Here is a 13,267-nt window from a genome sequence, read left to right on the forward strand (position 1 = left end):
TTATTCTGTGATTTTTACGGTGAAATTATCTCCAACTTCTCTGAATCCTTTGTCTACCAAAACCTCTGATCCATTCAACCCATCTTCTACCTCTGTAATCTCTTTATAAGTCATTCCTCTAGTGATGTATCGCTTTTTAGCTTGGTCGTTTTCTACCACAAACACATAATCTCCTTTGCTGTCTTGAAGGATCAAGTAGTTTGGAACTGTGATCGCTTCACTATTTTCATAATCATTGATTTTTACAATTGAGATCATGTTTGGTTTCACATTTTCCATTCTTGGTAAGAACACTTCTACTTTGAAGGTCCTATTGTTTGGATTGATTACAGAGCCTACTGACGACACTTTAGATTTCAAGGTCTGTTTTATAGAAGGAAATGCAATCTCGACAGAATCTCCTTTGCCAACTATACCAACATAGCGCTCTGAAACATCAGCCTCAATAAATAAATCACTCTCTCCGACAAACTGAAACATCGGAGTACCTGGCTGAACCAATTCACCAAGACGAACATTTACTGTCTCGATTGTCCCAGTAAAAGGAGCCCTAACTTTGGTTCTGTCCAGTTGGGTTTTGATTCCTGAAAGGTTTTTTTCTAAGGTTTCTTTTCTATTTTTTGCTTCAAGGTATTGGATTTCAGTGCCAATTTCTTGCTTCCAAAGTCTTTCTTGTTTTTCGAAAACTATAGTTGCTAATTCTAATTGCTTCTGTACTTCATCCATGTTTCGTTCCACTGACTCAGAGTCAATTGTAGCTAAAACGTCACCTTTATTGACACGCATACCTTCCACACCTCTTACTTCTTGGATTCTTCCTGAAACCTCACCAGAGATACTGACATTCTTTTTGGAAAGTACGGCTCCAGTGAGTTCTATAAAATGTCTAAAGTTTTCTTTTGAAGGAGCAGTAGTAGTGATCAAAACTGATTTTCTTACGGTTTTTCCAAACTCAGGATCCAGTTTTGCAATCTCCTTTTCTAAGGCTTCAATTTCACTATTTAAAGTAGCTACTTCTTTTCGCTTTTCGTCCAAATCGGACTTCTTTTGAGCCAATTCATCATTACCACCGCATGCAAAGACTAGCATGGTAATAGGCATAATCAAAAACTTCGATGAAAATTTCATATATTTTTTGCTTTTTTTCTGAATTAATAATTAAAGTACTCCCAATGCTTTTTCTAATTCTACTTTTGCAATCAATGCATCATACAATGCGGAGAAATAGTTGGTCTCTGCTTCTTTCAATGCAGAGTCTGCTTCTACTACTTCTAAGTTTGATCCCACCCCCTCTTGATACTTGATTTTTGTCATTTCAAAGACCTCTAAAGCAAGCTCTCTATTTTCTTCTTGGACTTTGAGCGTTTCTAAGCTATTCACTAAATTCTTCTTGCTTTGAAAAATTTCTACGTCAATATTTTGATCAAGAAAAGAGATTTGATTTTCTAATTGCCTTATTTGAATTCGATTTTTTTGAATCTTATTTTTCTTCAGAAAACCATCAAAAATCGGAATTGACATATTTAAACCTACAAAAGCGGCACTAAACCAATTAGAACTATTAAATGCTCTATCAAAATCTAAAGCTGCACCAGACCTCTGATAAGCTAAAAATCCGTTTATCGTCGGAATATATTGAACCTGATTATTTTTTAAATCCAGTTTTGCCAATTCCAAATTGGTTTTCGCTTGATCAATTTCAACTCTTCTATATCCATTGTTCTGCAATATTTCGTTTATATAATCTGCTTGATTATGGTCATTTAATGTTTCCGAGATATCAATTTCAACACCATAAGGTATTCCAATTTGAAGTTTTAGAAGCTCGACACTTATAGCTGTTGCAGTCACAATTTTATCATACTCGGTTTTCAAATTATTAAGTTGAACCTTAACCCTTGATACTTCAAGTTTTTCAGCAAACCCTTCTTTATTTAATGCTGTAGTTTCTTTTAATAGATTTTCTACCCTACTCAAATTTGCTTCAACCAGAATCATCCTTTCTCTATTCACTAAAACTGTGAAATAAGCTTTTTTGATATTTTCAATTACATCATTTTCGATTTTCTCTTTATCATATTCTGTTAACATTCTTAAAGTTTTAGCAGCCTTAAGACCTACAAAATAAGATCCATCAAATATCATTTGCTCAAGCCTAACACCAAGCGTAGATTGAAAATCTACTCCCAATCTTACAGGTAAAACTTCTGAATCGATGGATGGATCACCGAATGGCGGCTCATTTGGAACGAACATAATAGGTATTGCCATATTATGAGTGAATTCGAACGATCCATTTATTTGAGGTAGGCCTCTTGCCAAATTCTCGCCAATCGTACCTTTAGCAGCTAATACCTCCAATTGTGCATTTTTTGCTTCTACATTATTTTCTAAGGCATACTTAATGCTTTCCTCCAAAGTCAAAGACACTACTTGTTCTTGTGCTTGGGTCACCAATGGGTGAATTTGCATCATGATTACAGCCCAAACTCCAATAAGGAGTTTCAAATTCTTACTGTTCATTGCTGGTTGGTTTTCTTATTTAGATAAGTGTTTTTTCCTTTTTCTGTAAATAATCCAAAGATAAAATGCTCGAAGACTTCCATATGAAGCTGTCCCATATCATACTCGGAAGGGGGAAATTTCACAGGGTCAAACAAGCTCGTCATTTGTTCTATACGCATTGATGTGATGATCTCAATATTGATCTCAGGTCTAAAATATCCCGCATCTACTCCCTTTTCTAATATTTCCTTAATCTCAGCATGAATGTGTTTGGTCTTAAATTCTTCAAACAACTGCCAACATTCTGGATAATACCTTTGAATCTCGTTCAAGATAAATGGATTCATTTCTGAAAACCGCTTTCTCAGATAGTTTGATAGTTTGATCAGATGATCTATAACTTCCTCACTATTGGCTGGGAGTTCATCAATTCTACATTGATCATTTTCCAATTCCTGTTTAAATACAAATAGAACCAGCTGATTTTTATCAGCAAATTCTTGATATACAGTTTTTTTGGATACTCCCGCAAGTCTCGCAATATCATCCATCGTTACAGACCTGATTCCATATTTCATGAACTGCTCTCCTGCCGAAACGATAATTTTTTCTCTTGTGTCCAAATCTTATTTAATTTCCCGCAAAACTGCGGAAACTTTCAATAAGTTCAAAGTTTCTTGGGTTTATTTTAGAATTAAATTTCAAAATATTAAAAAACTAAAAGTACTATAGAATAAAAAATTAGAATTTCGTGCAAATTATATATCATATTCTTTTTTTAGGCAAGTGGCACGATGATAATATTTGTATTAAGAAAATCTATTTAATTTAATCAAACCATTGGATTGCATTAATGAATTAACATAAAATACATATTAGCTCAATAAAGTTCGCACTTTTTAATTAAATTCAGTAAAAAAAATTGACTTAGTTTGATTAACGATTTACCAAACAACTAACCCTCTAATTATCAGCATTATGAAAGTAATAAAAGTTCTTGGAATCGGGCTATTAATTTTAATAATTACGCCCCTTGTTGTGGCACTATTTACAAAGAAAGAAGTAAAGGTTACCCGTGAAATAATTATCAATAAATCCAGTGCTCAAGTATATGATTATATCAAGTTCATGAAAAATCATGAAAAGTATAGCAAATGGGACACTATGGATCCTCAGATGAAAAAGGAGTATTCTGGCACTGATGGACAAGTAGGCTTTGTATATGCATGGTTCAGTGATAAACCAGATGTAGGAGTTGGTGAACAGGAAATCTTGAAAATGGAAGAAAATAAAAGAATCGACTATGCCTTGAGGTTCAAGGAACCTTTTGAAGCTTCTGATTTTGCATTTCTCGAACTTGAATCTCTTTCAGGTAATCAAACCAAAGTAATATGGGGTTATAATGGTAGGATGAATTACCCCATGAATGCTATGTTATGGTTTATGGACATGGATAAAATGATCGGTGATGATTTTGAAGTGGGTTTAAATAACTTGAAAAGTATATTGGAAAATTGATATTGTTCCAAAAGTGATGCTTGAAATTCGTGTAGGGTTGAAGTGTACTTTCCTATCAAAGTACAGAAACTATTCTAATGCTTTTAATTCCCCCTAAGAGGTTTTTAAACATTCCAAACATGCTTTTGATCTTTTATTTTTGTTAAAATCCCAATTTGCACCAACACCAAACGAGTTGGTATTGATGCGAGAATTGGGTTTATATATTATGAAACCGCTTTTTCAGCCATCCATTCTTTCATACCTGCGCTATAATTTTTCACGTCTTTGAACCCGTATTTCGCAAGTAAAGATTGTGCGATAGTGGCCCTATCACCACTTTGACAGTGAATAACTATTTGCTTCTCTGTATCAAACTTATCTAAATTGTCCACAATATGCCCAACGAAGATGTTCTCCGCTCCTTCTACATGATAGCTTTGAAACTCTGATGCTCCTCTTACATCTACAATTTGTGCATTTGGATTCTCTATATAAGATTCGAACTCATCCATATCAATGATATCAGCTGCTTCCATTTCAATTCCGAATGCATTAATATCAGCAATGTATCCGTAGATATTGTCAAGCCCTATTCTCATTAATTTCCTTGTAAGATCCTCCACCTGATCATGATCAGCCACTAGGATGAATTGCTCTTGGTAATTCAAAACCCAACCTGCCCAAGTTGCAAATGAATTATTGCCTTGGATGTTTATGCTGTTTGGTAAGTGGCCTTTGGCAAATTCTGTTTTGCTTCGTGTATCAATGATTGTGAGTCCATTGTCATAGGCAGACAAAAAAGCTTCTTTGGACAATTCCTTATGCACAGGTACCTCAACCAAAAGCTGCCTTTCTACTTTGTTGAGATGCTTCATCATTGCAAAGTACTTTGGAGGTTCAGGCTGACCATCCAGAAGATAGTCAATGAATCCTTCTTCATTGTCTTCATATTGAAAAGCCCAGTTTCGAATCTTTTCATACCCGACCGTAGAGCTCGGCACAGCTCCTAAAGCCTTTCCACACGCAGAACCAGCACCATGTCCAGGCCAAAGCTGTACATATTCAGGCAGCTCGGAAAACCGCTGAATAGATTCATACATCTGCTTTGCACCTTTTTCCTGCGTACCGGTAATGCCAGCCGCTTTCTCGAGAAGGTCAGGTCTACCTACGTCACCTACAAAGACAAAATCACCAGTAAATACCATCACGGGCTTGTCCGTAGCTGGATGATCTGTAAGTAGGAATGAAATGCTTTCAGGGGTATGTCCAGGTGTATGAAGTACTTCTAAAGTGAGATTACCAACTTTGATTTTATCCTTGTGCTTCAAGCCATTGTGAGGGAATTGATATTGCCAATCCTTACCCCCTTCATCAGAAAGGTACATTTCAGCTCCTGTCACCTCTGCCAATTCTCTTGATCCGCATAGAAAGTCAGCATGGATATGTGTTTCAGCTATATGGGTAATCTTTAGGTTGTTTTTTTGAGCAATGTCTAGATAGACATCTATATCTCTTTGTGCATCTATTACGATTGCTTCACCTTTGGCCTGACAACCTATTAAGTAGCTCGCCTGAGCTAATGTTTTATCATAAATGTGTTGGAAAAACATGTTAATTATTTTTTAAAATGTTGATATACTTTCGATTAAATACTTTTTGAATTTTTACCTTGTTTTTAAACAAATCATTTATTGACTTTTGTTCAATTTACTATAGTTTTTGGACCTTTTATATCTAACACATGATCCTAAATCATAAACTTAATTTGTATCAAATTTACACATTACTGCATTATCAGTAAGTAACTTTGATTACATAAGGATATTATAGGAACAGTTCTTTTACCAATATGTATATACCCATTACTAAAACAAACCAGCCAAAGGCCGTTTTCAACTTCCCTCCTTCTATTTTTTTGGTGAGTCCTATTCCTATGAAAATTCCAATGATTGATAGCAAGGTAAATATTCCCAATAAAGACCAATCAATGGCCTCATTTCTTTGAAGATCTCCAGTAAAGCCAAGTAGAGATTTGGCCGCTATGATAAATAAAGATGTTCCTACGGCTAATTTCATTGGCATGCGTGCAAGGATTACAAGCGCTGGGATTATCAAAAATCCACCACCAGCACCGACCAAACCAGTGACAGTCCCTACCAAGGTACCCTCTAATAGAATCATAGGATAATTGTATTTGATCGCGGCATCTTCCGATTCGTTGCAATGTAGACAAGGTCTTATCATCGAAATAGATGCGAAAATCATCACTATAGCAAAGAGAACCATCAAAGCTATTGATTTGGTGAGTACAAATGTGCCGGTAGAAAATATTACATCAGGAATGAATGGAACCAAATAAGCTCTAGTAAAATAAACGGCCGCTATAGAGGGAATTCCGAAAATAATTACCGTTTTGAAATCAACCTTCTTTTGTACCGCATTTTGAACTCCACCAATCAAGGAAGTAGCCCCCACAATAAACAGCGAGTATGCTGTAGCCAATACAGGTTCTACCCCCATCACATAGACCAAAATAGGAACAGTAAGGATAGAACCACCACTCCCAATAAGTCCTAAGGATACGCCAACAAAAACTGCCAATATATATCCGATAATTAAACTAGTCATGAATTAATGTTTTAAAATGATAACACAAATGTAAATAGCTGATAAAAGTCATGAAGTAACTTTTGTTACATAGCATGGTGAGCCGTTCATTTTTAAGAAAAAAATGTTCAATTATGCACAGTAGTGCATGATGAATGTTTGAAATTGGGCTAATATGAAGGAAAAGTGTGTTTGGTACTAGACTTGCTGATCTTTAAAAAAAATTAAAAACTATGCTTACATTCCTACTTTGGTGTATCTTATTTATCATTTGTTGGCCAATAGCTATTTTTGCATTGATCCTTTATCCTTTTATTTGGCTGTTACTGCTTCCATTCAGGCTACTGGGATTTGCCATTGAGCTTTCATTTGATGTGGTCAAAGCCATATTCATGCTTCCCTTTAGAATTTTGGGCATTCGGTGAAATATAATTTTTTGCGTATCATTCATTATTTTTATTTGATTACTCATCCTGTCCAATATCTCGCCGAAAGCATATTTCAGTAAGGAGAATCCAGAGACGAGAAATTAGAGATTAGAGACAGAAACAAGAGCAAACTGTCAGCTAATTTCAGGACAAGACATATCAATTCTATTTCCTTCACCCTTCATCCTTTCATCCCTCAAATCTCATCCCTCAACTTTAAACCTTCCTCACATTAGGTTACTCCTTCATCACATTTTTTTGCCTGTTTTTGGTAGTCACTGTATTCTTGCCTCTGTAATCATGCAAAAGTCAATGAATAAAGAAAAGTGGACCTATTATATCCTGATAACTATCGGAGTATGTTACAGTATCATTTTAGCCTTGAGCTAACTTAAAGGCTTCTTCAAAATAATTTTCATACTTATTTAAATAAACGAAGCAAAAAATCATAAACAGCACTTAACTTAACAATCATGAAAGAGAAAATTTTACCTTTTAGGCAGATAGAATGGTGGGTAGTCACCTTCCTTTTCGTCAGCATCATTTTGTCCAATGTTATGAAATCCAATGATTTCTACTTTTCAGGAAGAGAAGGTGTGGTGTATTTTGCCAAATTATTTATTCCACTGATATTCTTGGCTTCATTCTATTTTGTCCATATGAAGCTGATCCCCATCTTTCAAAGGGACAAAAAACTTTTCAAATTGATCATATATAGTTGTTTGATAGTCTTTGTTTCATTCTTTATTGTCGGAGCATTTTCTATGGGGGCGCGATTTTCGAATGATTTTATGATGCCTTTCTATTTCAACACTTTGGCAATCTATGCGGGATATTTGGCAATAATCTATATCATCAATCAGATTTTACTGAGTAAAAATGAGATAGATTTTAGGTTTTACAATGCTTTAAGATTTCTATTGATATATCTTTTTGTGGTGATCTTTCTATTACAATTTCAAAAAATTGCTGAGGAATTTATCACCATCATCTTTGTAATTATTATACCCTCGATCATCGGGCTTGTGATGTATAATTTTTTCTTGATCTATGGATTGAGAAATCAAGGTAGAAAAGGCGAATCAATCGCTTTCTATGTACTCCTAATTTCAATTATTGCAGGTGCTTTTATCAGCTTGGCTATTGCTAAGAACAAACCTGAATTCTTGGTGGTTGGTGTAATCATACTTTTATGCATTGTGGCAATTCTTTTTCCACTTTCAAACTTCTTCTTTCGAAAGTATGATAACTACTTGGGTCAGTTGAACACCTTGACTGTCAAAGTGGATCAAGGCACTGCAAACCTTTCATTTCTACGCTCACAAATCAATCCTCATTTCCTATTCAATGCCCTCAACACGCTATATGGCACCGCTCTGCAAGAACAAGCTGACCGGACTGCTGAAGGAATCCAAAAACTTGGCGACATGATGCGGTTCATGCTGCATGAGAACAACCAAGATCAGATTCCAGTAGAAAGGGAAAAGGAATACTTGGTCAATTACATTGATCTTCAAAACTTAAGGATCAAAGAGCATGAGAATGTAGAAATCATATTCAACAGAACCGAAGATGGCTGCACTGGGATGATTGCTCCCATGCTTTTGATTCCATTTGTAGAAAATGCTTTCAAACATGGCATCAGCCTACAAAAGAAATCTTGGATCAAAATCAGTTTGAGGTGTCTTGAAGGATCTGTTCACCTAGATGTCAACAACAGTATTCACAGAAGCAATGATGAAGATCCGGAGAAAAAAGCATCTGGAATTGGTTTAGAAAATGTAAAACAAAGACTTAATCTACTTTATCCAAATGATTATGAACTGATGATCAGAGAAAATGAAATAGAATACTTTGTACATTTGAGTGTCAAGTTGTAGCGTATACTTTGTACAAATTACTAAGTAATAGCTATAAACAACCTTAAATCTGCAAGACAATGTTGTATTCCATTGATTTATAGTGACAATAGTCCTTCCAGGTTTCACTCGATTATTTCTAACAACTGATTGGTAGTCAGTAAAAACCTGAAAGGTCTGTGGATTTTAGGAAGTAGTAAAAATGAAGGTTTGATTTAATGAAAATTTAAAATAGATGATCACAGCAATCGCAATCGATGATGAACCAATGGCATTGGAGGTAATAAAGTCTCATGCAAGCAAAGTCCCCTTTTTGAGTTTGAAAGAGACATTTACCAATGCAATCAAAGCACTTGAATACTTGAAAGACAATCCAGTAAACTTGATCTTTCTGGACATCAAAATGCCTGATATCTCTGGCATGGAGCTAGCTTCTCTTCTACCTAAGGATTCTTTGATTGTATTTACTACAGCCTATTCAGAGCATGCAGTGCGAAGTTTTGAATTGGATGCAATAGATTATTTGCTGAAGCCATTCAATCTAAGTCGCTTCCTCAAAGCCTGTCAAAAAGCCCAAGAACTCATATCCTTGAAAAATGGTACACAAAGCAATGGATCTATCTTTATCAAAACAGGATATGAGCAAGTCAAAATTCACTTCGATGATCTTCTCTTCTGTGAGGCTAATGGAAACTATGTCAATTTCCATTTAGAAAATCAAAAAATACTTAGTCGCTTGACACTGGCTGAAACGGAAAAAATGCTACCTGCACATTTTATCAAAACTCACAGGTCTTTTCTAGTAAACCTGACCAAGATCATCAAACTAGAAAGGCATCAAGTAAGCTTCAAAACAAAAGTAGCTCCCATCAGTGGGAGCTACTTTGATCTATTGAATGATAAACTTAATCAATAACATTCTTTCTAGACGCATATTTTGAGATTGAAGGTTTTTCTTCAAATTCAGGACTTCTCTCAATTTTTGGATTTTGTCTAGGTTTTATGCTTGTAGCCTGCTCCTTATTTTCTACATTACTAGAGCTTGGGATTTCTTTGACATTCTGTCTAGCCCTCGGTTTTTTGGTTCTTTCGGACCTATCAGGACTTTTATGTTGTGTATTGGCTTTTTCCTTGTTCTTAGCATTTCCTTTATGTCTAGGCTTCGATGAAGCCGCGCTGCCATAGCTTGGACCCTCTGGATAGCCATCTGGTAAGGGTAGCTTTTCTATTTCCATACCTATCAGTGCCTCTATGCGATTGAACTTGTGTCTATCCTTATCATTGATAAAAGTAATGGCTTCTCCTTGACTATCAGCCCTTGCTGTCCTTCCTACCCTATGTACGTAGTCTTCAGGATCATTTGGTGTATCAAAATTGATAACCAATTCAATTCCTACCACATCAATACCACGGGAGATGATATCTGTCCCGATCAGTACTTTCAATGCCCTATTCTTAAACTTTGACATGATCTGCTCTCTTTCAACTTGCTCAAGATCAGAGTGAAATGCTTCTACTTCAACATCTTTTTTCAAAGCCTTGTAAAGGCTTTTTACTTTTTCTTTAGTAGAAGCAAAAATGATCACAGCCTCATAATCTTTCTGCTTGAGAATATGTCTGGTCAAATCCTCCTTTTGCGCATCATAGACCAGGTATGCTGATTGTGTTACCCCTTCCGCTGTCTTACCCACAGCAAGAGATATCTCTTCAGGGTTATTGTTAAGAAGCTTTTTGGAGAAAGTCCTGATCTTAGGCGGCATGGTTGCAGAAAACAAAATGGTCTGCCTTTCTTTCGGTAAATAATTGACTATGGTCAAAAGATCATCCGAAAAACCCATGTCTAGCATGCGGTCAGCTTCGTCTAAAATGAGATGCTTAAGCGTATCTAATTTGATTTTTCCTCCAGCCAGCAAGGCTATCAACCTTCCTGGAGTAGCTACCACAATCTCCGCACCTTGTTCCAAAGCCCTTTTTTGTTGCTCCCAGATTACACCATCACCACCTCCATAAATTGGGATAGAACTGATCCCTACAAAGTAAGCGAAACCTTGGATCTGTTGATCAATTTGAATCGCAAGTTCACGAGTGGGAGCTAATACTAAAGTATCGAGCTTGCCACCACCAGATTGGGCTATCTTATTCAATACGGGCAATATAAAAGCCGCTGTTTTGCCTGTTCCAGTTTGTGCGCAGGCGATAATATCTTTTCCTTCCAATATAACTGGAATGGCCTGCTCTTGCACAGGAGTTGGCTTCTCGAAGCCCATTGCATCTAATCCTTCTTGAAGAGAAGATTCTAAATTAAATTCACTAAAGTTCAAAACTATTCAATATTTTAAGTGTATACATATGCCCATGCGATCAAAAGAAACTGAATGGGAAGTCTTAACAACAAAGCCCACTTTGGTATTCCTCTTGCTCCTTTTTGGTACATATAAATATTTGCGGGAAACACTGCTATCAGTAAAACAATGATTCCAAAAGCTGCTAAAGATCTTGTCTCTTCAAACAACAAACCGATTCCAAGTATTATCTCAAATCCTCCTGCTAATATATTCATCAATTTTGGATTTGGAATATAGGGTGGGATAATTCGCTCATACATTTTGGGTTTTATAAAATGCATGAAACCAGCAAAAACGTATAAGCCACTCATTAAATAAAGAAAAAGTGAATACATCTAAAGCTATTGTGATTTGTATATGATCAGAATCTGCCTTAAATGTATCACAATTCTTCCAAAATTACAATTTCCACATCAAATCAGCCAATAATTTGCTCTTGGCAAAAAAGAGAATTGCATCAGTTTTTATCATTTTTTTAAGCTTCCCAAACAAAGCGCTATATTTGCACTTCTAAAAATCCGAATCAAATAATCAGATGAATAATTTCATAGAAGAATTGCGCTGGAGAGGAATGCTCCAAGATATGACACCAGAGATTGAAGAACACCTTAACAAAGGTATGGCTTCAGCATATCTAGGCTTTGATCCTACGGCAGATTCTCTACATATTGGACACTTGGTAGGTGTAATGACACTTTTACACTTTCAAAGGGCAGGTCACAAGCCTTTTGCGCTCGTAGGTGGTGCCACTGGTATGATTGGAGATCCAAGCTTCAAATCTGCTGAAAGAAACCTCCTAGATACGGCTACTTTAGATCACAATGTCGCTGGTATCAAAAGGCAGTTGGGTAAGTTTTTGAATTTTCAGCAAGGGGCTGAAAACAAAGCTGAACTAGTCAATAATTATGATTGGATGTCTCAATTTTCATTTCTTGATTTTATCAGAGATGTTGGTAAGCATATCACCGTAAACTACATGATGTCTAAGGATTCTGTCAAAAGAAGACTTGAAGATGGAAATGGCCTTTCGTTTACAGAATTTACCTACCAGCTGATTCAAGGATATGATTTCTTCCATCTTTGGAAAAACGAGAACGTGAGCATTCAACTTGGAGGTTCCGACCAATGGGGAAATATCGTCACTGGTACTGAAATGATCAGAAGAATGGGAAGTGGGTCTGCTTTTGCCCTGACTGTACCATTGATCACCAAAGCTGACGGAACTAAGTTTGGAAAAACAGAGGGTGGGTCAGTCTGGTTAGATCCTGAGAAAACATCACCTTATGCTTTCTACCAGTTCTGGCTAAATGTTTCTGATGAAGATGCCTCAAAATACATCAGGATATTCACTACCCTTGATCAAGCAACTATTGAAAGCATGGAAGCGGAACATAAACAAGCTCCACATTTGCGAATTTTACAAAAAGAAATAGCAAAGCAAGTGACTACTATGGTTCACAGTGAAGCTGACTATGAAATGGCTTTGAAAGCTTCCGCCATCCTATTTGGAAAATCATCCACGGAAGATCTTGCTGCATTAGACGAGCGAACTTTCCTTCAAGTGTTTGAAGGTGTGCCTCAGGTTGCTATCGATAGGGCTTCTTATGAAGGTACTACTTCAGTTTTGGATTTATTGGCAGAGCAATCTGGCAACGCCATTTTCCCTTCCAAGGGTGAAGCCAGAAAAATGATCCAAGGTGGTGGTGTGAGTATCAACAAAGAAAAGGTAGCAGATCCGAATGCTTCTGTTTCCGCCTCTTTGCTTCAGAACAAATACCTATTGGTTCAAAAAGGCAAAAAGAACTATTACATCATCGAAGTAGATGCTTAAATTAATTCCAATCAGGATTAATTGTTCTAAAGGCTCAAATGTTGATTGAATAGATATTAACTGATACAATATAATTGTTGATTTTATCCGAATTAGATCATTTGCACTTTGCCATTCATATCAATTTATAGCAGAATCTTCGAAATAGCATGAAGGATTTGGTTACTGGCATCTTTGTAGGTATACTGATTC

11 protein-coding genes are annotated in these 13,267 nt (G+C 36.2%); 4 read left to right on the forward strand and 7 right to left on the reverse strand.

Features of this window, described 5'->3' with window-relative positions; genetic code table 11:
- From MM239_RS08290 to MM239_RS08300, 3 genes are read right to left on the reverse strand one after another with little or no spacing between them, the layout of a single operon-like run.
- A complete protein-coding gene (locus tag MM239_RS08290) occupies positions 1 to 1,128 on the reverse strand; it encodes an efflux RND transporter periplasmic adaptor subunit (RefSeq protein ID WP_241347735.1) in 1,128 nt (375 codons plus the stop codon).
- Positions 1,129 to 1,158: 30 nt separating this feature from the next.
- On the reverse strand, positions 1,159 to 2,523 hold the full coding sequence (locus MM239_RS08295) for a TolC family protein (protein ID WP_241347736.1): 1,365 nt from the start codon (positions 2,521 to 2,523) through the stop codon (positions 1,159 to 1,161).
- Complete coding sequence (locus MM239_RS08300; protein ID WP_241347737.1) at positions 2,520 to 3,128, reverse strand: TetR/AcrR family transcriptional regulator; 609 nt, start codon at positions 3,126 to 3,128, stop codon at positions 2,520 to 2,522. Before MM239_RS08300 ends, MM239_RS08295 begins: the two co-directional genes overlap by 4 nt.
- Before the next feature lie 355 nt (positions 3,129 to 3,483).
- On the opposite strand from MM239_RS08300, the gene MM239_RS08305 reads away from it, so the two are divergent.
- The gene (locus tag MM239_RS08305) at positions 3,484 to 4,023 is read left to right on the forward strand and encodes an SRPBCC family protein (protein ID WP_241347738.1); all 540 of its coding nucleotides are present in this window, start codon (positions 3,484 to 3,486) and stop codon (positions 4,021 to 4,023) included.
- Positions 4,024 to 4,229: 206 nt separating this feature from the next.
- On the opposite strand, the gene MM239_RS08310 is transcribed toward MM239_RS08305, so the two are convergent.
- Positions 4,230 to 5,615 carry an MBL fold metallo-hydrolase gene (locus MM239_RS08310; protein WP_241347739.1) on the reverse strand — a complete coding sequence of 462 codons (1,386 nt, stop codon included), beginning with the start codon at positions 5,613 to 5,615 and terminating at the stop codon, positions 4,230 to 4,232.
- Positions 5,616 to 5,829: 214 nt separating this feature from the next.
- Positions 5,830 to 6,633: a sulfite exporter TauE/SafE family protein gene (locus MM239_RS08315; RefSeq protein WP_241347740.1), complete on the reverse strand. Its 804-nt coding sequence runs from the start codon at positions 6,631 to 6,633 to the stop codon at positions 5,830 to 5,832.
- A gap of 880 nt (positions 6,634 to 7,513) precedes the next feature.
- On the opposite strand from MM239_RS08315, the gene MM239_RS08320 reads away from it, so the two are divergent.
- Complete coding sequence (locus MM239_RS08320; protein ID WP_241347741.1) at positions 7,514 to 8,920, forward strand: sensor histidine kinase; 1,407 nt, start codon at positions 7,514 to 7,516, stop codon at positions 8,918 to 8,920.
- A gap of 214 nt (positions 8,921 to 9,134) precedes the next feature.
- Positions 9,135 to 9,815, forward strand: a complete 681-nt coding sequence (locus MM239_RS08325; RefSeq protein ID WP_241347742.1) for a LytR/AlgR family response regulator transcription factor — start codon at positions 9,135 to 9,137, stop codon at positions 9,813 to 9,815.
- On the opposite strand, the gene MM239_RS08330 is transcribed toward MM239_RS08325, so the two are convergent.
- Together MM239_RS08330 and MM239_RS08335 are read right to left on the reverse strand one after the other, a co-directional pair.
- Positions 9,805 to 11,220, reverse strand: a complete 1,416-nt coding sequence (locus MM239_RS08330; protein ID WP_241347743.1) for a DEAD/DEAH box helicase — start codon at positions 11,218 to 11,220, stop codon at positions 9,805 to 9,807. The genes MM239_RS08325 and MM239_RS08330 overlap by 11 nt on opposite strands.
- A gap of 14 nt (positions 11,221 to 11,234) precedes the next feature.
- On the reverse strand, positions 11,235 to 11,579 hold the full coding sequence (locus MM239_RS08335; protein ID WP_241347744.1) for a DoxX family protein: 345 nt from the start codon (positions 11,577 to 11,579) through the stop codon (positions 11,235 to 11,237).
- A gap of 200 nt (positions 11,580 to 11,779) precedes the next feature.
- Between MM239_RS08335 and tyrS the strand changes: the two genes are divergently transcribed.
- The gene (tyrS, locus tag MM239_RS08340; RefSeq protein ID WP_241347745.1) at positions 11,780 to 13,075 is read left to right on the forward strand and encodes a tyrosine--tRNA ligase; all 1,296 of its coding nucleotides are present in this window, start codon (positions 11,780 to 11,782) and stop codon (positions 13,073 to 13,075) included.
- Positions 13,076 to 13,267: the final 192 nt, after the last annotated feature.

Source organism: Belliella filtrata (genome assembly GCF_022549775.1).
In the GTDB taxonomy this organism is placed as follows: domain Bacteria; phylum Bacteroidota; class Bacteroidia; order Cytophagales; family Cyclobacteriaceae; genus Belliella; species Belliella filtrata.

Bases quoted from the DNA above. Each gene is read 5' to 3' on its own strand.
- MM239_RS08290 (WP_241347735.1), bottom strand. From the start codon at position 1,128: ATGAAATTTTCATCGAAGTTTTTGATTATGCCTATTACCATGCTAGTC.
- MM239_RS08295 (WP_241347736.1), bottom strand. From the start codon at position 2,523: ATGAACAGTAAGAATTTGAAACTCCTTATTGGAGTTTGGGCTGTAATC.
- MM239_RS08305 (WP_241347738.1), top strand. From the start codon at position 3,484: ATGAAAGTAATAAAAGTTCTTGGAATCGGGCTATTAATTTTAATAATT.
- MM239_RS08310 (WP_241347739.1), bottom strand. From the start codon at position 5,615: ATGTTTTTCCAACACATTTATGATAAAACATTAGCTCAGGCGAGCTAC.
- MM239_RS08315 (WP_241347740.1), bottom strand. From the start codon at position 6,633: ATGACTAGTTTAATTATCGGATATATATTGGCAGTTTTTGTTGGCGTA.
- MM239_RS08320 (WP_241347741.1), top strand. From the start codon at position 7,514: ATGAAAGAGAAAATTTTACCTTTTAGGCAGATAGAATGGTGGGTAGTC.
- MM239_RS08325 (WP_241347742.1), top strand. From the start codon at position 9,135: ATGATCACAGCAATCGCAATCGATGATGAACCAATGGCATTGGAGGTA.
- MM239_RS08335 (WP_241347744.1), bottom strand. From the start codon at position 11,579: ATGTATTCACTTTTTCTTTATTTAATGAGTGGCTTATACGTTTTTGCT.
- tyrS (WP_241347745.1), top strand. From the start codon at position 11,780: ATGAATAATTTCATAGAAGAATTGCGCTGGAGAGGAATGCTCCAAGAT.